The organism is Sphingopyxis sp., assembly GCF_036402335.1.
Classification (GTDB): Bacteria; Pseudomonadota; Alphaproteobacteria; order Sphingomonadales; family Sphingomonadaceae; genus Sphingopyxis.
Window position 1 is genome coordinate 1 of sequence record NZ_DASWTD010000458.1, and the last position, 22,318, is coordinate 22,318.

Consider the following 22,318-nt stretch of genomic DNA (forward strand, 5'->3'; position numbering starts at 1 on the left):
TTATTCGCTTATGCTCCAAGCTGGCAGATGAGCCACATCGCCCCCATCCCCTCGCCCGACCAGACCCCCGACACCGCCCCCATGCTCGACGCACACGGCCACGACCCCGCCGCCTACGACTGGGTGCCGGTACTCAAAAAGCGCCGTAAGGACGGCTGGTCGCCCGACAAGCAGCGCGCCTTTATCGAGGCGCTGGCCGACAGCGGATCGGTCGTCACCGCGGCGCAGCGCGTCGGCATGTCCGAATCCTCGGCCTATCGGCTGCGCCGTTCACCCGGCGCCGAGGCGTTCGACCGCGCCTGGTCCGCCGCGATCGATGCGGCGTCTAAGAAATTGCTCGACGCCGCCTTCGAACGCGCGCTCGTCGGCACCGACGAGCCGGTGTTCGATCGCGACGGCAATCGCGTCGGCCGCCGCCTGCGCCAGAGCGACCGGCTCCTGATGTTCCTGATCCGCGCCTATGGCCCCGATTGCTTTCGGGACTCCGGCCGCGACCGCGCCGCCGCCCCCGCCGCCACCCCGGTCGCCGAGGCACTGGTCCATCTGCACCCCGAACCGCCCGCCGCACCCGCGGCGCTGATGGCGCCCGAGGATCTGGCGGTCGCACTCGACGTCGCCGATCATTTCGACGGGGAGCTGCCGCGCTGGTACCGCGACGACGCGGAAGACACCGCCGCGGTGCCCGCCGAACCGCCGCTCGCATCGTCAGTCGGCAAGGCTGACCTTCGCTGAACTTCGGTAACGGCGCTGCGCCACCGGGCTGAACTTTGCTGAACTTTGTCGCCGCGAACGGGGCATCCCCCTCAATTCATCACCGATCCCGCCGGAAAGCCGCGCAAGCCCGCGACCGCGAACATCACCCCGCCACGCACCGCCTCGGGCGAATCCTCGAGCAGGTAGAGCTTCACCAGTTCGCGCGTCACTTCGCTGTCGTCGTCGACGACCAGCCGCAGCGACGCGATGCCGAGGTCGTTCTTCGCGATCACCACGTCGCGGATCAGCGGCAGCGGCCAGCTCTCCTCGCTGCCGCGATAGAGCCGCGCGCCGTCGTGCCAGATAAAGGCGCGGCGCCGCCGCCAAGCGCGATAGAAGGCCGCAAAGCCGAGCAGCGCCAGTATAATCCCCGCGCTCGCCAGCAGGTTGCCGAACAGCACCGCGCGCAGCATGTCGCCCGCGCCGTCGCCCCACGCGACGCTCGCCTGCCGCACGATCAGCGCTGCCGCGGCCAGCGCGCACAGCAATTGCCCCGCCAGCAGCGGCTTCGCCTTCAGCCGGCCGATCACGATCTGTCTGCTAAACCTGCCTGTCATCGCGCGCTTACATAGGAAGCGCAGCCGCGCCGCGCCAGCCCGCCGTCCGGTCGCGCATCGATGCGCCGTGAGGAGCCCGGGTCCTTATCGTCTTTCGGTCTGCGTCGGGGTGGAAGGCGGACGTCGCACTCCTCCCTTCGTCATCCCGGACTTGATCCGGGATCCCGCTCTTTTTGACGCATCGACCAGCTTCAACTTCAAGCGGGACCCCGGATCAAGTCCGGGGTGACGGGAAAAGAGCCGTCACCTTCCGGCCAAAAAACTGGAACGCCGGGGTTAACCGCCCCGACCGCGCGGCGAACCGCCTGCCCGACTCCATCGCGCAATGCTATGCTGCCGGGCGAAAGGAGAAAGCCGATGCAGGCCGTAACCGAAGGCGACCGCCGCAAGGAGGTTCGTGTCCTCCTCGAACAGATCCAGGCGCATCCCGAACGCGACTGGTCCGCGGCGCGCCGCCGCCTTGCAACGCTGAACAAGCTGATCGCGGCAGCGCCCCGGCGGCAACCGCACTAGCCATTCGTCGGTCATCCGTGGCGGCCCGTCGCAATCGGGCGCGTGCGGTGCAACCATCGGACAGGACACCGGTTCTTTCGCACAGGCATCGGCGTCCGCCCCTTCCCCCCCGCGGACGGACGCCGATGCCGAACACCAAACCCGGTGACGGAGATCGATATGCGCAAAGCATTGGCCCTTCTGGCGCTCGCCCCCGCTCTCCTCGCGGCCCCCGCCCTCGCCCAGTCGGACGCCGAGCCCGTGCCCGGTAACGTCGAGCGCGTCGACGGCACGGTCGACAAGGCGGTCGACGCGGCCAACCTGACCCTCGCCACCCGCGAACAGGTGCGTCCCGGCGCCGAAATCCATGGCCCCGACGGCAAAAGCGTCGGGACCGTCCAGAGTATCGAGGGCGATACCGCGGTGGTGATCCGCGGTGGCAAGCTCTACAATATACCCCTCGCCGAAATCTATCATGGCGCGGTCGGTACGACCCAGGGGCTGGTGACCAAGCTGTCGAACGCCGAGATCCAGGCGCGCACGACCGCCGCCGTCGAATCGCCCTAGAAATATCGCCCGAAACACAGAGACCGCATCGCGTCCGCGATCGGGGAGGGAGCCGGGAAACCGGCTCCCTTTCGTCATGGGGAGCGCCATTGGGTGCGCCGCCGGTCAGCTCCCCGGAAAACCGGATCCCGCGGTCACGTCGATCAGGCTGTCGCGCCCCGTCGGGATCACGGTGCGGCCGAACCAGACGTAGCGCGCGGTCGGCTGGGCGAGGTCGCGGTCGTAGCGCGCCTCGACCGCTGCCGGGTCGTACCCCATCCAGATCAGCGTCGTCGGGAAAATCTGGCTCGTCGAATGGCCGGTGCGCGGCGCGGCGGCATAGCGGGCCCCGAGCGCGGCGGGCAGGAAGGCGAGCAGCGGCACGCGAAACTCGTCGGCGACCGCTTCGCGGCTGCAATGCGGTAGCGTGCGGGGTGCCAGATTCTGCCCATGGTCGGATGTGTAGACGATCGCGACCTGCTCGCGATCGACGCCGGCAAGGAGCCGCGCAAAGAAACTGCCCTTCGACCAGCTCAGCGCGGTATCATATTGCAGGCGGACGGGGCTGTCCGCCGGGATCGCGCCCGCCGGATAATGGTCGCGATACTGGAAATGCACGCCGCGCAGCACGGCATAGGTGAAGCTTTTGCCGCCGCGCTTCATCTGCGCATTGAGCGCATTGGCAACTTTCAGGTCGGCGTCGATCCCGCCGACCATCGGCCGATAGTCGTCGATCAGCGCGCGCTCGGGCGGCAGTAGCAAATTCTGCGGCGCCCCCGACGTCTGCGCATCGATCAGCGTCGTCCGGTATCCGGCCGCCCTTGCGTAGGCCCAGATCGACGGCGTCGCGCGAAGATCGGTGCGCGGCGAAGCGCGGCGCACATCGACCCCCGACCGCAGCGCGACCTGCGCGGGGGCGCTGCAATGCCCCAGCGCCGCCGCCACCCCGAAATCGCGGTGCGGTACGTCGCCCAGCTTCGGCGCGATCAGCCGCCGGAACGGCGCCTCGGCGACGCTCTCGTCGATCACCCACAGGATATGTCGCGGCGCCGCCACGCGCCGATCAGGCATCATCGCTGGCTTGGCACGCGGCGGCGGCGGCGCGGCCGACAATATGTCCCAGCCGAGGCCGTAAAGACTGCGCTCGGCGCCTTCGGGCCACACGGGGGCATGGCGATAGATCGGACCGGGGGCGATCAGCAGGAGCAGCAAGGCCGCGGCGATCCCCTTTCCCCACGGCATCGGCATCGCGCGCCGCGCCAGCCGCCGGGCGCCAACGAACAGCGCCAGCGCGGTCAGCCACTGAACGCCGATCCACAGGAAGTCGCCCGCGAATTCGCCAGCGGCATTACCGGCCTGCCGTATCTCGGCAAACATCCACGCGAGCGATCCCGCGTCGATCAGCTCGGGGATGATCTGCGTATAACCGATATTGACGAGGATCGACGTACCCGCGAGCGCCAGCAGCACGGCGGCCCAGCCTCGCGGAAACGCGAACAGTGCAGCCATCAGCACCGCAGCCTGAAACCCCATGAACAGCAGGGCAACGATGGTCCCATGTGTGTCGCCGGCGGCAAAGCGATAGGCGACGCTGTGGGTCAGCTGGAACCGGTTGGCGACGGCGTAGCCAAGCGCGAAAAGCAGCACCGCGGCTGCCAGCCGCCAAAGCCCCGCGCGCGCCGCGCGCGGCATCCCGTTCCCTTTCCCAGATCGCATCGCGTCGGCGCTTTATCGCCAAGGGTTTGAGAAATCACAAACGGCCCCGTGCGCATCGCGCCGCCGCGCAGGAAAATGGCCCGCCCCAGGGGAAAGGACGGGCCAGTTTCAGTGCCGGCGCGCCCGTTTGCGCCGCCGGCCCTCTTTTATTCCGTTCGGGCTATTCGGCCTCTTCGAACAGGTCGACCGCGTTGGCGGCGTTCGCCGACAGACGGACCGTGTCGCCCTCGACCGCCGCGACCAGACCGGCGGGCAGATAATGATGCTTGCCGTCGCCACTGTCGGCCTTGGTCAGCTTGATGCGTTCGCCGTCGAGGTGATCGACAGTGCCGATATGGACACCGTCGGCACCGACGACGTTCATATCTTCCTTGATCGCGCTATGGTCATGCTCTGCCATCGTCATTCTCCTTGCCGCTCCGGGGGAGGGAGCTTCGCCATCATACGCACAGCGCGCGAGTCGGCTCCATAGGCTTGGACGAAGCGCCCCAAAGCCGCGCCCGCTTCCCAATTGCGCCCTGCCGCGCTACCTTTGACTCATGTGCCGCTTCATTATCCTTGCCGGCCTGACGATCCTTGCAGCGCCGCTTCCTGCCGCCGCCTGCTCGGTCGCACCCGGATATCGTGTGCCCACCAACCTCGAACTGGTCGAGCGCGCCGAGGTCATCCTGCTTGGCACCGTCGTCCCCGGTGACTTCGAGCCCGACAGGAGCGAACGCCAGATGATTGCGGTCGAACCGGTCGAGGCGCTCAAGGGCGCGATGCCCACCGCGCCGATTGCACTGCCCGCGATGATCGCGACCGGTGCCGAAGTTCAGCTCAGCAATCCCTATGAACTCAAGGAAGCGCATCCGCAGAGCTTTGCGGGCGCGTGCACGCGCTATGTCTTTCCGCGCGGATCGCGGGTCCTCTTCTTCCTCGGCCGGCAGGACGGCGCGTGGCACGAGGCTGGCGGGCCGTTCAGCCGCTGGGCCGAAGATGTGCTGACCGACGACGCGCCATGGCTGCAGGCTGCGCGTTTCTATATCGACGTCGCAAAGCTCCCCGAGGAGGAGCGCATCGCTGCGCTCACCGCGCGCCGCGAAGAACTCGGTGCGTTGGGCGACGACCCCGTTGCGCAGCTGCTCGCCGCCGATATCGACCGCCAGCTCGCGGGGCCGGACACGCCACTGCACGAGGGCTTGCCGCCCGTGCCCGACGAGGCGGACGCCGAAAGTGCGCCCGAAGCCGTCGAAGCCGCGGCCGACGCCGCGACGGCGGCCGAAACCGGAACCGATGTCGATGGCGCCGGGAGCGAGGGCGAAGCGGACGAACCGCGCGGCTAGGATTGGCGGTCGCACCAGGGGCGCCGCCGCCCTTCCCACGGCCGCGCCAGGCCATCGGCGACGAGCACCGAGCCCACGCTTTCACCGTCGCGCAAGACGATGCGCAGCTTGCGGCCGTAGCGGTCGACGTCGCGCCCGGCGCTTTCCATGCTGAACGCGCCCGCGTTCAGCCATTTGTGCAGCCGCGCCGTCGCGGCGTCGCCGAGCACCGCTTCTTCGGCGCAGCGCGCCGGGTGCGTTTCGGGCGTATCGATGTCGGCGATGCGATATTTCTCGCCCGCAAACCAGAAAGTGTCGCCGTCGACGACGCAATTGCTGCCACCGCCGCTATGACAAAGGCTGAAGCGGGCCGACAGCGCGTCCCGCTTCATCATTCCGTCGCTGCCCGCGAGCGCCGTCTTTCCGTCGCTGCCCGCGAGCAATGTCGCCACGGGAGCAGACAACGCGTCGGCTTCCTCCGGAAAGCGCTGAAAGGTCGCGAGCGCCGCCACGAACGCGACCGCCATCACCGGCGCCAACCACCGATCCGATCGGGCGGCGCGCCGGTTGCGCACCGGCTTGCGGCGGCGAGCCGCACGGCGTTGCGGATAATGGAAATCGGGGCCGGACATGCCGCCATCCTAGCGATGGAGGCTTAGCAAAATCCCAACAAGGCGGCTCCGCTATGGCGCACAAAGCGGGCAGTTTCCTCCACCGCGGCGCCGTTTCGCGCGTTAAGGTGCGCCGCGCGGTTCGTCGTCTTCGACCCCGCCGGGGCCGAGTTCGTCATCCTCATCGTCGTCGCTGCGTTCGCCGCGATACGCGTCCATATCGATTACGCCCGACCGCTCCATCTGGTTCATATGATCGACCAGATCCTGGACATCGTCGCTGTCGTCGCCGCGGCTGACCTTGTCGCTGTCTTCCAGCGGCCGGTCATGACGTGCGGCTTCGGCGACGCTCTGTGCCTGCGCCTCCTCGTCATCCTGCTCGCGGTTGCGGGCTTCGGGGGCGTCGTCTGCTTCGGGGTTGCGCGGGTCGTCGGCCATGTCCGGCTCCTTGAAAGAGGATAACCGGCAAACGCGCCTCTGCGCCAACGCGTTCCTCACGCCGCGGCGGCGAGGACCTTATTCTCGATGACGCGAATGAACACGTCGGGATCCTGCGCGCCGGGGATCAGCATCCGGCCGCCGAGGATGAAGGCGGGCACGCCGGTGATATTCTGGTCGGCCCAATAGGCTTCCTCGGTCCGCACCATCTCGCCGAACTCGCCCGACGCGAGGATCGCGGCGGCGCGTTCCCGGTCGAGCCCGACCGATTCAGCCGCATCGGCCAGCACATCATGGTCGCCCACATCGCGGTTGTCGGTGAAATGCGCTGCGAAAAGCGCCAGCTTCAGCGCGGTCTGCACCCCCGTCGGCCCGTCCTGTTCGGCTTCTTCCATCGCGCCGGCCCAGGTCAGCAGGCGGTGTGCATCGAAGCTGTTGCGCATCCGGAACCCCGGTCCGCGATTGAAAATGAAGCCCAGATCGGCCGCGACCCCCGCCATCTTGCCGCTGTTCACACGGCTCTGTTCGGCGCTGATGCCATATTTGCGCATGACATGTTCAGCGGCGTCTTCGCCCTCGCGCGGCATGTCGGGATTGAGCTCGAACGGATGCCACTGGACACGGAAATCCAGCCGTCCCTCGAAATGCGCCATGACCTTCCGGAACTTCAGCCAGCCGATAATGCACCAAGGGCACATCACGTCGGACACGATATCGACGCTCAGGCGCGGCACGCGCGGTTCAGTCAAATCCGGTCTCCTGTCGCGGCGACCGCCATTCTCAATCAGGCGACCGTCGATCCTTGCCTGTCCGCCGGTCGCCTTTCCGGCGCTCGGGTCCTTTATAGTCGGGATTTTCGGCGACACGCCTGTCAGTCGATCGCCGGTCCGAACTTGCCCTTTTGTCCTCTTCCGATGCCATATGCTTCCTTCCCACCCAAAGGAAAACAGATGCGACCCGAAGCGCAGTAACTCATATAATGGTTAAAAAGACAAGTTTTGCTGGGAAATCGGCCATTCGGTCATTCCGCTTCGATCGATGAATTCGCCGAATCTGCAGCCGCCACGGGCCGGGACAACACCCACCAGCTGCCGACCATCAGCAACACGGTCAGCGCCTCGATAATCATCGCCTGCACGATCCCCGCGTTAACGGGATCGCCGTTTGCCACGCCGAACAACCGGCCTGCAAGCGCGGTGCCGTAAAGCGCAGCAGGGACGAGCAATGCCCGCAGCCAGCCCGGCACCAGGGCTCCGATCGCAGCGGCAGCAGCAGCGACAAGGAAGAAGGCCGACAGGTCGGCACGGATCGTGTTCGTCGCGGGTCCCTCGACCAAAATGCCGAACGTCTCGGTATAGCTGGAGGGATCGAACAGCCCCCGCGCTCCGACGATGACAAAGAACAGCGCCCACAGCAGGACGGCACCGCGCAAGACCCAATTGACCATCACTCTTCTCCCCAGCTTGCCGCCAAGCTGCGGCATCGCGTAGAAAAGTTCAATCTATTCCGGGCCGAAGATATTCGGCGGCGAAGGTCTCTTCGATCCACCCGCCACCGAGCACGCGCGAACTGTCGGCGGCATCATATAATACGGCCGCCTGTCCCGGAGCGACGCCATATTCGGCCTCCGCAAAGATCAGGCGCTCACCCTCGACGCGCGCCGCCACCGGCTTCGCCATGCTGCGCACCTTCGCCATCACATCGCGCCCGTCGACCGCGCCAAGCCAGTTCGCCTCGCCCAGCCGCGCGCCCGATACCGCGAGCGCGCGGCGCGGCCCGACGATCACCTGCTTCGCCCCGGCATCGAGCCGCACGACATAAAGCGGCTCGGCCTGTCCGCCAATCTCGATCCCCCGCCGCTGGCCGACGGTATAATGGATAAGGCCCTTGTGCGCGCCGAGCACGGTGCCGTCGACATGGACGATCTCGCCCTGGTCGTCGGCCTCGGGGCGCAGCTTTTTTACCAGCGTCGCATAGTCGCCATCGGGAACGAAGCAGATGTCCTGGCTGTCGGGCTTGCCCGCGACGCCGAGCCCCAGATCGCGCGCGATCTCGCGAACAACAGTTTTTTCGAGACCGCCGAGCGGGAAGCGCAGGAAATCGAGCTGGTCCTGCGTCGTCGCGAACAGGAAATAGCTCTGGTCGCGCGCCGGGTCGACCGCACGGTGAAGCTCGGCGCCCGCGGGGCCCATCACCCTCCGAACATAATGGCCGGTTGCAAGGCAATCGGCGCCCAGATCCTTGGCGAGGCGGAACAGGTCGGTGAACTTCACCCCCATATTACAGCGCACGCAGGGGATCGGCGTCCGGCCGGAAAGATATTCGTCGGCGAATTGGTCGATCACCGTGTCGCGAAAGCGGCTTTCATGATCATAGACATGGTGCGCAAAACCCAGCCGGTCGGCAACCGCGCGCGCGTCGCGGATATCCTGCCCGGCGCAGCAAGCGCCGACGCGCTTCGCCTTGGCGCCATGATCGTAAAGCTGCAGCGTCACGCCGATGACTTCGGCGCCCGACCGCGCGGCGAGCGCGGCGACGACGCTCGAGTCGACCCCGCCCGACATCGCAACGACGATTCGCCGGTCTTTCAGCGGCATGGCCAGCTGGAAATCGGCCTCTGCGAGGCCGGGAGGGGAGGAAATCGTCTCGATCATGGTCGGCGCCATCTAGGGATGCGCAAGTCAAAATGCCAGCTTTTCCGCCATCGGTGTCAAGATATTGACGGGGATTAAGCTTCGCTAACAGGGACTGAAACGGGCATTTACGGGACCTTAGGCCCTCTGCGCTAGACCGGCATCATGAATGTCGCCCCGTCCGAATTTCCGCGCATCGCCGGCGCGGCCAGATTGTCGAAGCCCGGCTTCGACATCATCGCGGCCGTTTCCAGCGCGCGCCAGGCGATGCTGCCAACCGTCCGGCTGCTCCGGACCCGCGCGGTGCGCGAATCGCACGCGGCAACCGTTAACGCGCTGCGCCAGATGTTCGGCAGCACACGCCCGGTTGCGGAACAAAATGGCCCCCGGATCGTTCGTTTCCTCGACCTGTCCGACGACGGGAACGCCCTGCCCGAATCTATGAACAGCCTGTTTACCAGAGGGCTTCAGTCGATGTTGAACCCCTCCGATCTAGAACGAAAAACGTCGGAACTACCCCCATCCGACGAAGCAACCATGGAATGAATATGATCGAGAATCAGAAAATCCGGCCCGCACAGGTCATCGGCCCCTTGGGTGAACCGCTGACGCTGGACACGCTGCCCCCCGCATCGACGACTCGCTGGGTCGTTCGCCGCAAGGCAGAGGTCGTAGCAGCCGTCAACGGCGGTTTGCTGACCGTAGACGAGGTGTGCGAACGTTATGGGCTGACCCTCGAGGAATTTGCCGGCTGGCAGCGGTCGATCGACCGCAGCGGCATGCCGGGGCTGCGCGTCACGCGCATCCAGCACTACCGCGATCTGTACGAGCGCCAGCAGCGCTTTTGATCGAGCGGGACCGGACCAGACACGAGAGGGCGCTTCGGGCGCCCTCTTTTTTTGCTGCGGGCGAGCCCTGGAAATGTCTGCGTTGGGGAGCAGCAGGCAGCACAATCAAAAGAAAAATCATAAATTTCAGTATCATGACATTTTTACTGCAACCCTCGCGTTCACCCGGCGTTAAGCTCCCGAGTCAACTTTGGGAGTCACTCGAAATGCGCAAGATGTTCATTACCCTCGCTGCCACCTCGGCCCTCGCTCTCGGCGCGTGCCAGAGTCCGGCCGCCGACAAGGTCGAGGATCAGGCCGAGGCCAAGGCCGACGTGATCGACGATCAGGCCGACGCCATGCCCGAAGGCCCGGCGAAGGAAGCAACCGAAGCCAAGGCCGACGCTGTCGAAGCGGCGGGCGAGGAAAAGGCCAATGCAATGGACGACAAAGGCGAGATCGCCCCGTCGGAAGTCGGCACGCCGCCCGCGGATCCCGCCAAGAAATAAGGGCTGCCTACCCTAAAGGGCAGGGCGAAGGGCGCCGGGATCGATTCCGGCGCCCTTTGTTCTGCATGGCATTTTTGCCACGCATATGGCCCGCCTGTGATCGTCATCACTACCGCACCGACCCGGCGCCGCTATGCCGCATTGGTGGGCCGGGACTGCTTCTGCAACCCGCGCCACGGCCCCACCCTCCTGCCGCCGCCTGCGACCCGCGGCGGCGGGAGGGACTAGGTTCCGCCTTCCAGCGCACGCAACACATCCTGTACGCCCGGCGCATCGACATCGCCGCGCAGCGCCGCGAGGCCGGCAGCGACGTCGAGCCGATATTCGGCGACTCCCGCCGACTCGCTCGTCCACACCGCATCGAGTGATTTCACGAGCCGCTTCGCCGCGGCATTTTCCGACAATATGTGGACGTCGAGCACCTCCAGCCCTTCGGCGCGGCAATCGACCAGCAGCGCCGCCGTCATCATCCGCGCGAGGCCGCGCCCCTGGAATTCGTCGAGCACCGCAACCGAAAACTCGCCCACCGGCCCGTCATGCCGATGGCGTACCGCATGTACCGCACCGATCGCCGGCCAGCCGGGGCATTCGCTGCACAGCGCTCCCCACGCAATATGGTCGTGCCCGTCGACATCAGCGAGTCGCTGTACCACCGCGTCGGGCAGCGCCGGCGCGGGCGAGAAGAAGCGCAGATAGCGAGACTCGGTCGACAGTTTCGCGATCCCTTCGCGAATGCGCTCCTCGTCATCGGGCGTGATCGCGCGCAGGCACACCGCCGTGCCGTCGTTCAGCGCACTGTGCACTGCGATATCGCCCAGTCGCCCCGCGCGTTTCGGAGCCTGCCCTTGCGCCTGCGTATCCATCCTGATCTCCCGGAACCGAAGGATAGGCAAAGCCTGTGTCACTGGCAATTCGCCACTATTTCCAGCGATGTGCCGCGTAACCTTGCTGTCACACCCCGGGCCTAGCCCCTGACTCCCGGATTGAGGCAGGAGCCGCCCTTATGAACGCGACCACCGCGGATACGATTGTCCTCGAACAGCCCGAGCGTCCCGATCTCGACAAGGGACTCGGTGCCGCGGGCACATTGGGCTTCGGTGCCGCGATCCTCGCGACTTTGCTTTACGTCGCATACAGCGTCTATAGCGACGCTGCCGCAGCCGGTGTCCACGCCACGGCGTTTCTGCCCTTCATTCTGCTGTTCATCGCGCTGCTGATCGCGCTCGGCTTTGAATTCGTGAACGGGTTTCACGACACCGCCAACGCCGTTGCGACCGTGATCTACACCAATTCGATGCCCGCCAATTATGCGGTCGTCTGGTCGGGGTTCTTCAATTTCCTCGGGGTGCTGCTGTCGACGGGCGCGGTCGCGTTCGGCATTGTCTCGTTGCTCCCCGTCGAACTGATCCTCCAGGTCGGATCGAACGCGGGCTTCGCGATGGTCTTCGCATTGCTGATCGCCGCGATCGTCTGGAACCTCGCGACGTGGTATTTCGGCATTCCCTCGTCGAGTTCGCATACGCTGATCGGATCGATCATCGGCGTCGGCATCGCCAATGCGATGCTCCACGGCAAGAGCGGTACCGCGGGGGTCGACTGGACCAAGGCAACCGAAATCGGCTACGCGCTGCTCCTCTCGCCGCTCCTCGGCTTCACCGTCGCGGCGTTGCTCTTCCTCGCGATGAAGACGCTGGTTCGCAACCGCGCACTCTATGAGGCGCCAAAGGGCAATACGCCGCCCCCATGGTGGATTCGCGCGCTGCTGATCTTCACCTGCACCGGGGTCAGCTTCGCGCACGGCTCGAATGACGGGCAAAAGGGCATGGGCCTGATCATGCTCATCCTGATCGGCACGGTGCCGACCGCCTATGCGCTCAACCGCGCGGTGCCCGAAAAATATGTGCAGGAGTTCGTCGTGAACTCGAACGCGGCCGAAGCGGCGCTTGCCGCGCACGGCGGCGGTCCGAACCCGGCAGCCACGTCGCCGCAGGATGCCCGCCGCGCGGTCACCGCCTATATCGCCGACAAGAAACTGTCGCCAGAGACCGTTCCCGCACTCGGGGCGCTCGTCGACCAGGTCGAAATGCAGGTCAGCGGCTATGGCTCGCTCGCCAAGGTTCCCGCTGCCGCGACCGAGAATATGCGCAACGACATGTATCTCGCGTCCGAAGCGATCAAGCGCCTCGGCAAGGAAGAAACGCTCGCTTTTTCTGAAAAGGAGGCAGCGAGCCTCAAGACCTACAAGGAGTCGCTCGACAGCGCGACACGCTTCATCCCGACCTGGGTCAAGATAGCGGTCGCCTTCGCGCTCGGCCTCGGAACGATGATCGGCTGGAAACGCATCGTCGTCACCGTCGGTGAAAAGATCGGCAAGTCGCACCTCACCTATGCGCAGGGCGCGTCGGCTGAACTGGTCGCAATGGGCACGATCGGCGCCGCCGACATGCTCGGCCTCCCGGTTTCGACCACGCATGTCCTCTCGTCGGGCGTCGCGGGCACGATGGCGGCGAACCGGTCGGGGTTGCAGATGTCGACGATCCGCAACCTGCTCATGGCTTGGGTGCTCACGCTTCCGGTATCGATCCTGCTCGCGGGCGGTCTCTACGCGCTGCTGTCGGCCATCTTCTAAAAGGATCATCGCCACGGCAACGGACGAGGCAACGCCATTCCAGGCCTTTGAAACGATCGTGATGCAGCCGGGGCTCATCTGGGGCTGCGCGCGGACGGCAGACGGCACCCGGCTGATCGAGGAATGCGACGAAGCGGCGGGCGCAAGCTTTCGCTGGCTGCACCTCAACCTCGCCGACCAGCGTACGCTGCGCTGGCTCGAGCGCCAGCCGCCGCTTCCGCGTGCGATCAACGAGCTCATGCTCTCGCGCGATACGCACCAGCAGGCGATCGTCGAGGAAGGCATCGTCGGGCTTGTCCTTCAGGATTTCGAGCGCGATTTCGACGCCGCGCAGACGATGCAGATCGGCGCGCTTCACATCGTGATCACGCCCGAGCTGATGCTGACGGGTCGCTATCACCCGATCCGTTCGGCCGACGTCGTCAAGCAGCGGATCGCGCAGGGCATCGATGTCTGCGATGGGGCCGCGGCGCTCGGTCTCGTGATCGGCGCCATGGCCGACGGCCTCAGCCAGCTCGTCCGCGCGGTGGCGGTCGACATCCAGACCGCCGAGGACGAATTTCTGAGCGAGCATCTTTCGCCCGAGACACGCGACCTGATGGCGATCCGTCGCCGCGCGGCTCGGCTCCACCGGATGATCGGGGGCATGCGCGCAGCGCTCCACCGGCTCGAAATGGATCCCGACCTGCCCGCGCTGCTCGCACCCGTCGCCGAGCATCATGTCCAGCGACTCCACGCGCTCGATGCTGATGTCGCCGGAACGCAGGCGCAGCTGCGCATGCTCCGCGACGAACTCGACCTCCAGACCGCACAGCGTACCAACCAGAATCTCTATGTCCTGTCGGTGATGAGCGCGCTGCTCCTCCCCGCGACACTGGTCACCGGCTTTTTCGGCATGAACACCGGCGGACTGCCCTTCGCGCACACAATCGGCGGCACGCTCGTTGCGGGCGTCCTCGCGGTCGCGGCGTCGGGCGCGACCTGGCTGCTGCTCCGCCGGCGGGGCTAATAAAGCTCGGGCACGTACATTTCGGGCGAAATCTCGTGGCGTTCATAATCGTCGTGCCGCACCCGGTCGGGGAGTACGACGGGCGGCTTCTCGACCTCACGATACGGGATTTGCTTCAGCAAATGTGCGATGCAGTTCAACCGCGCCTTCTTCTTGTCGACTGCCTCGACCAGCCACCAAGGCGCTTCGGCGATGTGCGTGCGGTCGAGCATGTCCTCCTTCGCGCGCGTATAATCCTCCCAGCGCCGCCGTGATTCCACGTCCATGGGCGATAATTTCCATTGCTTCAGCGGGTCGTGGATCCGCATCTGGAAGCGGAACTGCTGCTCCTCGTCGGTGATCGAGAACCAGTATTTGATCACCCGGACGCCCGAGCGCACCAGCATCCGCTCGAACTCGGGGACCGAGCGGAAAAACTCTTCGCACTCGTCCTCGGTGCAGAAGCCCATCACGCGCTCGACCCCCGCGCGGTTGTACCAGCTGCGGTCGAACAGCACGATCTCGCCCGCCGCGGGCAGGTGCGGGACATAACGCTGGAAATACCATTGCGTGCGCTCGCGCTCGTTCGGCGCGGGCAGCGCGACGACGCGGCAGACGCGCGGATTGAGCCGCTGGGTGATGCGCTTGATCGCGCCGCCCTTGCCCGCCGAATCGCGCCCTTCGAACAGCACCGCGACCTTCAGCCCCTGCGTCTGGACCCAGTCCTGCAGGATGACGAGTTCGTGCTGGAGCCGGAACAGCTCGCGGAAATAGATTCGCCGGTCGAGCGCTTCGCGGTCGGGGTGATCGGACAGGTCGCCGAGCAAGGCCTCGAGCCGGCTCTCGTCCATTTCCATCTCCAGCTCCTCGTCGAAGCTGTCGGCGATCTCGTCCTTGATCCGGTCAAGGTTGGTCAGCATGTCGTCCATGGGCAGGCTCCTGCGGTCGCGGCGACGCTAGGCAGGCTGGATTGCGGACTTATGACAGGCCGTCAGGCATCATCCCCCATCCGCAGCGCGGCGATAAACGCCTCCTGCGGAATGTTCACATTACCGTACTCGCGCATCCGCTTCTTGCCCTCTTTCTGCTTTTCGAGGAGCTTCTTCTTGCGGGTCGCGTCGCCGCCGTAGCATTTGGCGGTCACGTCCTTGCGCAGCGCGGCGATGGTTTCGCGGGCGATCACTTTCCCGCCTATGGCTGCCTGGATCGGAATCTTGAACATGTGGCGCGGGATCAGGTCCTTGAGGCGCTCGCACATGCCGCGGCCGCGGCTTTCGGCGCTGCCGCGGTGGACAATCATGGAGAGCGCGTCGACCGGCTCGTTGTTGACGAGGATGCTCATCTTGACGAGGTCGCCGGCGCGGTGGCCGATCTGGTGATAGTCGAACGACGCATAACCGCGGCTGATGCTCTTCAGCCGGTCGTAGAAGTCGAACACCACCTCGTTGAGCGGCAGCTCATAGGTGATCTGCGCGCGGCCGCCGACATAGGTCAAATTCTTCTGCACCCCGCGGCGGTCCTGACACAGTTTCAGGATGGGGCCGAGATAATCGTCGGGCACGTAGATCACCGCCTCGATCCACGGCTCCTCGATCTCGTCGATGCGGTTCGGGTCGGGCATGTCGGCGGGGTTGTGGAGCTCGATCTCCTTCGCCGCCTCGTTCTTCGTGTGGCTGAGCTTAAGCTTATACACCACCGACGGCGCCGTCGTGATCAGGTCGAGGTCGTACTCGCGCGTCAGCCGCTCCTGAATGATCTCGAGGTGGAGCAGGCCGAGGAAGCCGCAGCGGAAGCCGAAGCCCAATGCGGCCGAGCTTTCCATCTCGAACGAGAAGCTCGCGTCGTTGAGGCGGAGCTTCTGGATGCTTTCGCGGAGCTTCTCGAAGTCGTTCGCGTCGGTCGGGAACAGGCCGCAGAAGACGACCGGCTGTACTTCCTTGAACCCCGGCAGCGGGTTCGCGGCGGGCTTCTTCGCGTCGGTCACCGTGTCGCCGACGCGCGCCTGCGCGACGTCCTTGATCTGCGCGGTGATGAAGCCGATCTCGCCGGGGCCGATCTCGGTCAGCTCCTCGCGCTTCGGCGTGAAGCAGCCGACGCGGTCGATCAGGTGGGTGGTGCCCGCCTGCATGAACTTGATCTGCTGGCCTTTTTTCAGAATCCCGTCGACGACGCGGACGAGGATGACGACGCCGAGATAGGGGTCGTACCAGCTGTCGACGAGCATCGCGAGCAGCGGCGCGGCGGCGTCGCCCTTCGGTGGCGGGATCTTGGTGACGATCGCCTCGAGGCATTCCTCGATGCCGATCCCCGACTTCGCCGAGGCGAGCACCGCGTCGTCGGCGGGCAACCCGATGATATCTTCGATCTCGGCCTTCACCTTGTCGACGTCGGCCGCAGGCAGGTCGATCTTGTTGATCACCGGCACGATTTCATGGTCGTGCTCGATCGACTGATAGACGTTCGCGAGCGTCTGCGCCTCGACCCCCTGCGCGGCGTCGACGACGAGCAGCGCGCCCTCGCACGCGGCGAGCGACCGCGAGACTTCATAGGCGAAGTCGACGTGGCCAGGCGTGTCCATGAGGTTGAGCTCATAGGTTTCGCCGTCGTGCGCCTTGTACTTCAGGCGCACGGTCTGCGCCTTGATCGTGATCCCGCGCTCCTTCTCGATGTCCATATTATCGAGGACCTGCGCCGACATTTCGCGCGCGGTCAGCCCGCCGGTGAACTGGATCAGCCGGTCGGCGAGCGTCGACTTGCCATGATCGATGTGCGCGATGATGGAGAAGTTGCGGATATGCGAAAGCGGGGTTGTCATGGAAGGCCCACTAGCAGCGGAAATGCGCGCTGTCAGCAGGGAGTGGGTGGCGCTGCGCGGGCGGCGCAACTTTCATCCAAAGGTCAGGGAAAGTCAGCCCCGTGACGCACCCCTTTTCGGCTTCCGCAGGCGACCAAGCGCGGGTCGTGCGTGTCGTTCCCATCGCAAACGGGCGCAAGGTTGCAAAGGTCGCAACAGCTGCGACCTTTCGCCACGGATGCGTTGCGGCGAAACAACAGTTTTCCCACGAATCAAAGAGCCAAGGAACGGACGCTGGCATGGCGCGATAATGTAGGAAAGGGGTTTCTGGCCGCGAAGAGTGGAGGATCAGGCAGCGAGGTCAGAAGGTCAGCCACCGCGCGCAATCATCGCGCACCCGCGCATCGCCATCCCGCATCCCCCGCTCCAGCACCGCCGCCCTGCCCGCGCCCTCCTCCACCGCCGCCAGCGCCCCGATCGCATTCGCGCGCACCCGTGGCACCGGATGCGACTTGGCGAACTGCTCCGCCACATCCCGACCATTGTCGGTCAAATGCACCGCGCAGCGCAGCAGCATTTCGCCGCTCGTCAGTGTCGGGCGCTTGGCGATCGTGCCGGCTTCGAGGTCGACGATATATTGGTCGCGCCAGGGGACATGCTCGCCCTCGTCCATGATGTTAAGGCTGATCGAGAGGCTGTCGGGCGGGAGCTGGCTGTGGATGTCACGGTGGGCGCGGTAGAGCATCGTCTTGCCTTCATCGAGCTGGCTGCGCTCGACGAATGTCAGGTTCAGTGGTTCGCCGAGGCGGCCGTCGACGGTTTCGGGATCATACTCATAATAGTCGCTGATGTAGCCAGGGCCGAAATAGCCGGTGGTGAGAAAGCTGAAATTATGGTCGTGCGGGACGCCGTAGGAGAAGGCCGCGGGGCCGCTTGCGGTATAGGCGGCGTCGCGTTCGGACGGCCATAGGTTCGCGCGGAGGTAACAGCCGCGCGGGCTGCGGTAGAGAAAGGAAGACCTGCGCCGAATAGCGGTTGATTTCGAGCTGGTTGGCGTAGCTCGCCTTGAGCGCTGCGATGACGCGGTCGGCGAGGAAGTCGGCGTTGCGCGACAGGCCGGCGAGGAGTTCGGCGCAGCGCGCAATGCTCGCCTCGTCGGTGAGGTCGACGCCGCTTTCGTCGAGGCGGGCGGTCACTTCGGCGAGGTCGAGCGTCGGGCCCGAAGGCGGGTCGATCAGGCGGGGCATGGGGCCGGATTCCGGTCGCGCCGCGCGGATGTCGGGGTGGAGGGCACCGGGCTTGTGCAAGGCCCCGGCCCTCCACCCCCTTCCCGCCCCGTCTCACCGGAAGGCGGGAAGATCAGCGAACGGGTGGCCGCGGCAGCGCGGCGCACTTCGGGATGCGGATCGGACGCCGACATCGCCTCCAGAAGCGGGTGCGCGGCCGCGCTGTCGAGCGCGACCAGTTCGCGCATCGCGTTCCAGCGCGCGGCGAAATCCTCGCTCTGTATCTCGGCAGCGAAAAGCGGGGCGGCGTCGGTCCGGCCGAGGTGACGCAGCAATGCAAGCGCCATCTGGCGGAAGCTGCTGTCGCGGCGCGAGGCGCTGACGTGGAGCAGGCCGCCGTTCGCGATATCATAGGTACGAATCGGCAGCGGCGACGGCGGCTGGACCGTGAGTTCGAGGAGCAGCACGTCGGCGCGCCCGCCCGCGAGGGTGATCGCCTGTCGCGCGGTGTCGAGCCGCAGCGTTTCCCCCTGCTGCAGCGGGCGCGGCGGCAGGCTGTGGCATGGCGCGGCACCCTTGGCCGTGAACCCGCCGGCCTCTTCGGCCGCGCCGACCGCGACCGAATGCTGATGGAGTGCAGCCTTGCCGCTTGCGAGGATATGCAGCGCGGCGTGGCCGGGGATGAAGACCGCGCGGGCGGGCGCGGGCGCAGGAGCAAGCGTCGCGAACGGCCATAGCTGGAGCGACAGGCGCACCGCGCCGCGCTCGGCAAGGACCAGGCTGCCCGGACCATCGTTACCGCCGGCGGGACGCAACGGCGGTCGTGCAAAAGGATCGGCGCGCAGCAGGTCCAGCGCCGCGTCGATGCGGCCGCGAAGCCAGAAGATGTCGGTTAGCCATGGCAGGAGCTGCGTGATCGTCTCTTCGGCGGGGACATCGGCTACGGCGTCGATCGCCGCGAGCAGGCCGCAGGGCGCGGTATCGGCGATATTCCGCGCGGCATCGAGCGCTGCCACCGCGCGGCGCATCGCTAGGCGGCGAGCGGCGTCAACGCGCGGAAAATGATCGTGGCGGGAGCGGATGGAGGTCATCGCATATGGTGGAACGGGCTGGCGCCGGGTTGGCGGGCGCCAGCCCGCTCGCGCCCGGTCAATCGTAGATGATCATGGCGATGGTGACTGCGATTTCGAAAACCGACGGCCCCGACGATACGCTTTCGCCGATGAGCGAGCCGAACAGCCCGACCGCGGTGTCGAGCAAAGGCAGCGCGTCGATATCGATCGATGGCAAAGTCATATTCCCCCTCCTGTCCTGTCCGGCGGCCGCTTCGGCCGCCGGCAGCAGGGCTAGGAAGCGACGGAGGCGCCGCCCAGTTAACTTATCGTAATGGCGTCATGTCGCTGGTCGAAGCCCGGTTGCCGCCGCCGCCCGCCGGGATAGGGTGCGCCGTCGAAAACCGGGAGACCCATTCATGCGCCGTACGATCGCTGCCGCCCTTTGCACCCTCATGCTCGCTGGCCCCGCTGCCGCCGAGACATTGCTCGTCGGAAACAAGGGCGAGGATACGCTGAGCATCATCGCGCTTGGTTCGGGCGCCGAGCTGGCGCGGGTGCCGACGGGCAAGATGCCGCACGAGATCGCGGTCTCGCCCGATGGCCGGCAGGCCGCGGTGGTCGCCTATGGCAGCACGACGATCGACGTGTTCGATGTCGCGAGCCATAGCAAGGTCCGGATGATCGACCTCAGCCCCAACCAGCGGCCGCACGGGTTGCTGTGGCTGTCCGACGAGCGGCTGGTCGCTACGACCGAGGGCAGCGATTCGGTCGCGGTAGTCGCACCCGACGGCACGCTGACGTCGATCGCGACGGGGCAGAAGGGCACGCATATGATCGTCGTCGCGCCCGGCAACCGCACGGCCTACACCGCCAATATCGCGCCGGGGACGGTGAGCGTGCTCGATTTGAACGACGCGAAGAAGCTGCGCGACCTGGCCGTCGGCGGCAAGCCCGAGGGGCTGGCGCTGACGCGCGGCGGGCGCGAATTGTGGGTCGGCGATCTCGATGCGCCGCGCGTGTCGATATGGGATACCGCCACGGGCGAGAAGATCGCCGAACAGCCGGTCGACCCCGTCGCGATCCGCGTCCTGGCGAGCCCCGACGGCAAGCTGGTCGCGACGAGCAATATCGCGTCGGGCACGATCAGCCTGTTCGACGCCGAAACGCGCGCGCTGCTGAAGACGATCAAGGTGTCAGGCGAGGCGGCGAAAGGGCAGGTCACGTTGCTGTTCAGCGCGGACTCGAAGCGGCTCTATGCCGCCGAGACCGGGCACGACAAGGTCGCCGAGATCGACGTTGCAAGCGGCGAAGTGCTGCGTCGCATCGCCGCGGGCAAGAACGGCGACGGCCTGGCGATCGCGCCCTAAGCTTCGGAGCGCAGCTTTTCGCGGAAAGAAGCAAGGCGGTGGACCGCCTCGTCGAGAACCGCACCGTCCTTGGCGAAGCAGAGGCGCAGGATGTGGCGCGGGCCGTCGCCTTCGAACAGCGCCGAGACGGGGATCGAGGCGACACCGGCTTCGCGCACCGCGCGCTCGCTGAACTCGCGGTCGGACAGTTCGATCCCCGACGCGGCGAGGTCGATGCACAGGAACCAGGTTGCGGCATTCGGCAGGACGGTGAAGCCGGCGGCGTCCAGCGCCTCGGCAAGGCGGCGGCGCGAGGCCGCCCATCCGCCGCGCTGCGCCGCAAACCAGCTATCGGGCCGGCCCAGCCCCTCCGCCACCGCCCATTGCAGCGCGGGCGGCGTCGTGAAGGTCAGGAACTGGTGCGCACGGCCGAGCGCGGTCGCCAGTTCGGGGGCGGCACAGATCCAGCCGGTTTTCCATCCCGTCAGCCCGAAAATCTTGCCCGCCGAACCGATCTTCACCGCGCGTTCGGCCATGCCCGGGAAGGACGTCAGCGAGCGGTGCGGTGCGCCGTCGAAGCGGACATCCTCCCAGACCTCGTCGCAGATCGCGACAAGATCGTGGCGCACGCAGGTTTCCGCGAGCATCGCGAGTTCGGCTTCGCACGCGACCGTGCCGGCGGGATTGAGCGGGTCGTTGACGATCATCGCGCGCGTGCGCGGGGTGATCGCCGCGGCAAGCTGCTCGGCTTCGTATCGCCAGTCGGGCGGGGCCAGCGCGACCGAGACCGGAATGCCGCCCGCGCGGCGGATCATCGGCGCATAGCTGTCGTAGGCCGGCTGGAACAGGATAACCTCGTCGCCCGGCGCGACGAGTGCGAGAATGGCCGCGGCGAGCGCCTCGGTCGCGCCCGAGGTCACCACGACCTGTTCGCGGGTGAGCGCCAGCCCCTGCCGCCGCGCGTAGAAGGCGCAAATCGCATCGCGCAGTTCGGGAAGGCCGAAAGCGGGCGGATATTGGTTCGATTGTTCGGCGAGCGCGCGCGCCGCGGTGGCGATCATGTCGGGGTGCGGCGGCTCGTCGGGAAAGCCCTGCCCGAGGTTGATCGCGTCATGCGCCCGCGCTAGCCCCGACATATGCTCGAAAATCGTCGGCGCCATCGCGGCATAGAGCAGGTGCGCTGGGCTCATGGCCGCGCAATCCAGAGCGACAGGCCGGGCGGCGGGTCGGCGGGCGGCGCATCGGCAATATGGCGCGCAGCGTCGGCGCGGGCACGGTCGAGGATGGCCCCGGGAATGTCCGCGGGGTGAAAGATATGATCGGCTTCGCCCAGCAGGCGCGCGGCGCGCAGCGTGAGATCGTCGGGATCGGCGCTTGCCAGAGCGATGGTTTCGATGCGCGCGGGCTGTGCGCCGGTTTCGCTCGCCAGCCAGCCTTCGACCTTGTCCGCCGCAGCGGAGTCGAGCGGGTCGAGCGCACCGCCGCGCACGAGCGCGGCGTCGATGGCGCGGCGGCGATCGGCGGGGGCGGGCCAGCGCGCTTTCATCGCGTCGCGCGCGGCGTGGAGCGCCGAGGCGAGCGCGCCGAGGCGGGCGGGGAGCAACGCCTCGATGCGCTGGCGAACGGCTTTTGCGAGGCCGGCGGACGCACCGCCGGTCCCGATCGCGATCGTGACCGGGGCGCGGTCGACGATCGCGGGGGTGGTGAAGTCGCAGAGGTAGGGGCGATCGACGACATTGACGAGAAGCCCGCGCGCGCGGAGCACTTCGGCGGCGGCACGCGCTTCGTCGTCATCGTCCAGGGCGACGAAGGCGATCGTCGCGCTGGCTTCCCATGCCGGGACGATGCGACCGCCCGCGCGCGCGATCAACCGTGCCTTCGCCTCGGCGGCTTC

26 protein-coding genes and 1 pseudogene are annotated in these 22,318 nt (G+C 66.5%); 10 read left to right on the forward strand and 17 right to left on the reverse strand.

All coding sequences use genetic code 11. The annotated features are described in order from the left end of the window. Nucleotides 1-732: pseudogene (locus tag VGD20_RS14725) on the forward strand (hypothetical protein); the annotation flags it as partial. A 71-nt stretch (nucleotides 733-803) separates the two neighbouring features. On the opposite strand, the gene VGD20_RS14730 reads toward VGD20_RS14725, so the two are convergent. Next, nucleotides 804-1,283: a hypothetical protein gene (locus tag VGD20_RS14730; protein ID WP_331135165.1), complete on the reverse strand. Its 480-nt coding sequence runs from the start codon at nucleotides 1,281-1,283 to the stop codon at nucleotides 804-806. 384 nt (nucleotides 1,284-1,667) lie between these two features. Here VGD20_RS14730 and VGD20_RS14735 point away from each other — a divergent pair, with 384 nt between their 5' ends. Both VGD20_RS14735 and VGD20_RS14740 read left to right on the forward strand, forming a co-directional pair. Then, nucleotides 1,668-1,823 (forward strand): hypothetical protein, encoded by a 156-nt coding sequence (locus VGD20_RS14735; protein ID WP_331135166.1) that lies wholly within the window; start codon nucleotides 1,668-1,670, stop codon nucleotides 1,821-1,823. Between the two features lie 159 nt (nucleotides 1,824-1,982). Further along, entirely contained in the window at nucleotides 1,983-2,369 is a 387-nt protein-coding gene (locus tag VGD20_RS14740) for a hypothetical protein (protein ID WP_331135167.1), read from the forward strand. Nucleotides 2,370-2,474: 105 nt separating this feature from the next. On the opposite strand, the gene VGD20_RS14745 is transcribed toward VGD20_RS14740, so the two are convergent. Both VGD20_RS14745 and VGD20_RS14750 read right to left on the reverse strand, forming a co-directional pair. Continuing rightward, on the reverse strand, nucleotides 2,475-4,040 hold the full coding sequence (locus tag VGD20_RS14745) for a sulfatase-like hydrolase/transferase (RefSeq protein ID WP_331135168.1): 1,566 nt from the start codon (nucleotides 4,038-4,040) through the stop codon (nucleotides 2,475-2,477). A gap of 184 nt (nucleotides 4,041-4,224) precedes the next feature. After that, complete coding sequence (locus tag VGD20_RS14750; protein ID WP_294031709.1) at nucleotides 4,225-4,464, reverse strand: DUF2171 domain-containing protein; 240 nt, start codon at nucleotides 4,462-4,464, stop codon at nucleotides 4,225-4,227. Nucleotides 4,465-4,603: 139 nt separating this feature from the next. Between VGD20_RS14750 and VGD20_RS14755 the strand changes: the two genes are divergently transcribed. Further along, nucleotides 4,604-5,389, forward strand: a complete 786-nt coding sequence (locus VGD20_RS14755) for a hypothetical protein (protein WP_331135169.1) — start codon at nucleotides 4,604-4,606, stop codon at nucleotides 5,387-5,389. On the opposite strand, the gene VGD20_RS14760 is transcribed toward VGD20_RS14755, so the two are convergent. The 5 genes from VGD20_RS14760 to mnmA form a co-directional block, all read right to left on the reverse strand. Then, on the reverse strand, nucleotides 5,386-6,000 hold the full coding sequence (locus VGD20_RS14760; RefSeq protein ID WP_331135170.1) for a thermonuclease family protein: 615 nt from the start codon (nucleotides 5,998-6,000) through the stop codon (nucleotides 5,386-5,388). The genes VGD20_RS14755 and VGD20_RS14760 overlap by 4 nt on opposite strands. A 102-nt stretch (nucleotides 6,001-6,102) precedes the next feature. Next, a complete protein-coding gene (locus VGD20_RS14765; RefSeq protein WP_331135171.1) occupies nucleotides 6,103-6,417 on the reverse strand; it encodes a hypothetical protein in 315 nt (104 codons plus the stop codon). Nucleotides 6,418-6,473: 56 nt separating this feature from the next. After that, nucleotides 6,474-7,166 (reverse strand): DsbA family oxidoreductase, encoded by a 693-nt coding sequence (locus VGD20_RS14770; protein ID WP_331135172.1) that lies wholly within the window; start codon nucleotides 7,164-7,166, stop codon nucleotides 6,474-6,476. Between the two features lie 272 nt (nucleotides 7,167-7,438). After that, nucleotides 7,439-7,900 (reverse strand): hypothetical protein, encoded by a 462-nt coding sequence (locus tag VGD20_RS14775; protein ID WP_331135173.1) that lies wholly within the window; start codon nucleotides 7,898-7,900, stop codon nucleotides 7,439-7,441. Between the two features lie 13 nt (nucleotides 7,901-7,913). Then, the gene (mnmA, locus tag VGD20_RS14780; protein ID WP_331135174.1) at nucleotides 7,914-9,083 is read right to left on the reverse strand and encodes a tRNA 2-thiouridine(34) synthase MnmA; all 1,170 of its coding nucleotides are present in this window, start codon (nucleotides 9,081-9,083) and stop codon (nucleotides 7,914-7,916) included. A 132-nt stretch (nucleotides 9,084-9,215) separates the two neighbouring features. Here mnmA and VGD20_RS14785 point away from each other — a divergent pair, with 132 nt between their 5' ends. The 3 genes from VGD20_RS14785 (at nucleotide 9,216) to VGD20_RS14795 (ending at nucleotide 10,386) form a co-directional block, all read left to right on the forward strand. Beyond that, nucleotides 9,216-9,596 (forward strand): hypothetical protein, encoded by a 381-nt coding sequence (locus tag VGD20_RS14785; RefSeq protein ID WP_331135175.1) that lies wholly within the window; start codon nucleotides 9,216-9,218, stop codon nucleotides 9,594-9,596. Between the two features lie 2 nt (nucleotides 9,597-9,598). Continuing rightward, nucleotides 9,599-9,898, forward strand: coding sequence for a DUF1153 domain-containing protein (locus tag VGD20_RS14790; protein WP_331135176.1), 300 nt, complete (start codon nucleotides 9,599-9,601; stop codon nucleotides 9,896-9,898). A gap of 206 nt (nucleotides 9,899-10,104) precedes the next feature. Further along, nucleotides 10,105-10,386 carry a hypothetical protein gene (locus tag VGD20_RS14795; protein WP_331135177.1) on the forward strand — a complete coding sequence of 94 codons (282 nt, stop codon included), beginning with the start codon at nucleotides 10,105-10,107 and terminating at the stop codon, nucleotides 10,384-10,386. Nucleotides 10,387-10,610: 224 nt separating this feature from the next. On the opposite strand, the gene VGD20_RS14800 is transcribed toward VGD20_RS14795, so the two are convergent. Further along, nucleotides 10,611-11,249, reverse strand: a complete 639-nt coding sequence (locus VGD20_RS14800) for a GNAT family N-acetyltransferase (RefSeq protein ID WP_331135178.1) — start codon at nucleotides 11,247-11,249, stop codon at nucleotides 10,611-10,613. Between the two features lie 140 nt (nucleotides 11,250-11,389). Between VGD20_RS14800 and VGD20_RS14805 the strand changes: the two genes are divergently transcribed. Both VGD20_RS14805 and VGD20_RS14810 read left to right on the forward strand, forming a co-directional pair. Continuing rightward, a complete protein-coding gene (locus VGD20_RS14805; RefSeq protein ID WP_331135179.1) occupies nucleotides 11,390-13,015 on the forward strand; it encodes an inorganic phosphate transporter in 1,626 nt (541 codons plus the stop codon). A 61-nt stretch (nucleotides 13,016-13,076) separates the two neighbouring features. Continuing rightward, on the forward strand, nucleotides 13,077-14,024 hold the full coding sequence (locus VGD20_RS14810; protein ID WP_331135180.1) for a CorA family divalent cation transporter: 948 nt from the start codon (nucleotides 13,077-13,079) through the stop codon (nucleotides 14,022-14,024). On the opposite strand, the gene ppk2 is transcribed toward VGD20_RS14810, so the two are convergent. The 6 genes from ppk2 to VGD20_RS14840 form a co-directional block, all read right to left on the reverse strand. Then, nucleotides 14,021-14,932 carry a polyphosphate kinase 2 gene (gene ppk2, locus VGD20_RS14815; RefSeq protein ID WP_331135181.1) on the reverse strand — a complete coding sequence of 304 codons (912 nt, stop codon included), beginning with the start codon at nucleotides 14,930-14,932 and terminating at the stop codon, nucleotides 14,021-14,023. The genes VGD20_RS14810 and ppk2 overlap by 4 nt on opposite strands. A 62-nt stretch (nucleotides 14,933-14,994) precedes the next feature. After that, nucleotides 14,995-16,818: a translation elongation factor 4 gene (lepA, locus tag VGD20_RS14820; protein ID WP_192646945.1), complete on the reverse strand. Its 1,824-nt coding sequence runs from the start codon at nucleotides 16,816-16,818 to the stop codon at nucleotides 14,995-14,997. Nucleotides 16,819-17,158: 340 nt separating this feature from the next. Next, nucleotides 17,159-17,542, reverse strand: a complete 384-nt coding sequence (locus tag VGD20_RS14825) for a hypothetical protein (protein WP_331135182.1) — start codon at nucleotides 17,540-17,542, stop codon at nucleotides 17,159-17,161. A 145-nt stretch (nucleotides 17,543-17,687) separates the two neighbouring features. Beyond that, on the reverse strand, nucleotides 17,688-18,044 hold the full coding sequence (locus VGD20_RS14830) for a hypothetical protein (RefSeq protein ID WP_331135183.1): 357 nt from the start codon (nucleotides 18,042-18,044) through the stop codon (nucleotides 17,688-17,690). Further along, entirely contained in the window at nucleotides 18,032-19,051 is a 1,020-nt protein-coding gene (locus tag VGD20_RS14835; protein WP_331135184.1) for a HEAT repeat domain-containing protein, read from the reverse strand. The genes VGD20_RS14830 and VGD20_RS14835 overlap by 13 nt, the downstream gene beginning before the upstream one ends. 121 nt (nucleotides 19,052-19,172) lie before the next feature. Further along, entirely contained in the window at nucleotides 19,173-19,319 is a 147-nt protein-coding gene (locus tag VGD20_RS14840; protein WP_331135185.1) for a hypothetical protein, read from the reverse strand. Nucleotides 19,320-19,494: 175 nt separating this feature from the next. Here VGD20_RS14840 and VGD20_RS14845 point away from each other — a divergent pair, with 175 nt between their 5' ends. Continuing rightward, on the forward strand, nucleotides 19,495-20,445 hold the full coding sequence (locus VGD20_RS14845) for a hypothetical protein (protein ID WP_331135186.1): 951 nt from the start codon (nucleotides 19,495-19,497) through the stop codon (nucleotides 20,443-20,445). On the opposite strand, the gene VGD20_RS14850 is transcribed toward VGD20_RS14845, so the two are convergent. After that, a complete protein-coding gene (locus VGD20_RS14850) occupies nucleotides 20,442-21,614 on the reverse strand; it encodes an aminotransferase (protein ID WP_331135187.1) in 1,173 nt (390 codons plus the stop codon). The two genes, VGD20_RS14845 and VGD20_RS14850, sit on opposite strands and share 4 nt — an antisense overlap. Beyond that, the coding region (locus tag VGD20_RS14855) for a precorrin-2 dehydrogenase/sirohydrochlorin ferrochelatase family protein (RefSeq protein WP_331135188.1) at nucleotides 21,611-22,318 on the reverse strand (708 nt) is incomplete at its 5' end. The genes VGD20_RS14850 and VGD20_RS14855, both read right to left, overlap by 4 nt.

Coding starts and splice junctions, on each gene's coding strand:
- VGD20_RS14800 (WP_331135178.1), bottom strand. CDS start 11,249: ATGGATACGCAGGCGCAAGGGCAGGCTCCGAAACGCGCGGGGCGACTG.
- VGD20_RS14845 (WP_331135186.1), top strand. CDS start 19,495: ATGCGCCGTACGATCGCTGCCGCCCTTTGCACCCTCATGCTCGCTGGC.
- ppk2 (WP_331135181.1), bottom strand. CDS start 14,932: ATGGACGACATGCTGACCAACCTTGACCGGATCAAGGACGAGATCGCC.
- VGD20_RS14790 (WP_331135176.1), top strand. CDS start 9,599: ATGATCGAGAATCAGAAAATCCGGCCCGCACAGGTCATCGGCCCCTTG.
- VGD20_RS14805 (WP_331135179.1), top strand. CDS start 11,390: ATGAACGCGACCACCGCGGATACGATTGTCCTCGAACAGCCCGAGCGT.
- VGD20_RS14810 (WP_331135180.1), top strand. CDS start 13,077: ATGCAGCCGGGGCTCATCTGGGGCTGCGCGCGGACGGCAGACGGCACC.
- lepA (WP_192646945.1), bottom strand. CDS start 16,818: ATGACAACCCCGCTTTCGCATATCCGCAACTTCTCCATCATCGCGCAC.
- VGD20_RS14745 (WP_331135168.1), bottom strand. CDS start 4,040: ATGCCGCGCGCGGCGCGCGCGGGGCTTTGGCGGCTGGCAGCCGCGGTG.
- VGD20_RS14835 (WP_331135184.1), bottom strand. CDS start 19,051: ATGCGCCGCGCGGTGGCAGCGCTCGATGCCGCGCGGAATATCGCCGAT.
- VGD20_RS14765 (WP_331135171.1), bottom strand. CDS start 6,417: ATGGCCGACGACCCGCGCAACCCCGAAGCAGACGACGCCCCCGAAGCC.
- VGD20_RS14830 (WP_331135183.1), bottom strand. CDS start 18,044: ATGCCCCGCCTGATCGACCCGCCTTCGGGCCCGACGCTCGACCTCGCC.
- VGD20_RS14750 (WP_294031709.1), bottom strand. CDS start 4,464: ATGGCAGAGCATGACCATAGCGCGATCAAGGAAGATATGAACGTCGTC.
- VGD20_RS14840 (WP_331135185.1), bottom strand. CDS start 19,319: ATGACTTTGCCATCGATCGATATCGACGCGCTGCCTTTGCTCGACACC.
- VGD20_RS14850 (WP_331135187.1), bottom strand. CDS start 21,614: ATGAGCCCAGCGCACCTGCTCTATGCCGCGATGGCGCCGACGATTTTC.
- VGD20_RS14760 (WP_331135170.1), bottom strand. CDS start 6,000: ATGTCCGGCCCCGATTTCCATTATCCGCAACGCCGTGCGGCTCGCCGC.
- VGD20_RS14795 (WP_331135177.1), top strand. CDS start 10,105: ATGCGCAAGATGTTCATTACCCTCGCTGCCACCTCGGCCCTCGCTCTC.
- VGD20_RS14735 (WP_331135166.1), top strand. CDS start 1,668: ATGCAGGCCGTAACCGAAGGCGACCGCCGCAAGGAGGTTCGTGTCCTC.
- mnmA (WP_331135174.1), bottom strand. CDS start 9,083: ATGGCGCCGACCATGATCGAGACGATTTCCTCCCCTCCCGGCCTCGCA.
- VGD20_RS14740 (WP_331135167.1), top strand. CDS start 1,983: ATGCGCAAAGCATTGGCCCTTCTGGCGCTCGCCCCCGCTCTCCTCGCG.
- VGD20_RS14775 (WP_331135173.1), bottom strand. CDS start 7,900: ATGCCGCAGCTTGGCGGCAAGCTGGGGAGAAGAGTGATGGTCAATTGG.
- VGD20_RS14785 (WP_331135175.1), top strand. CDS start 9,216: ATGAATGTCGCCCCGTCCGAATTTCCGCGCATCGCCGGCGCGGCCAGA.
- VGD20_RS14755 (WP_331135169.1), top strand. CDS start 4,604: ATGTGCCGCTTCATTATCCTTGCCGGCCTGACGATCCTTGCAGCGCCG.
- VGD20_RS14825 (WP_331135182.1), bottom strand. CDS start 17,542: ATGCTCTACCGCGCCCACCGTGACATCCACAGCCAGCTCCCGCCCGAC.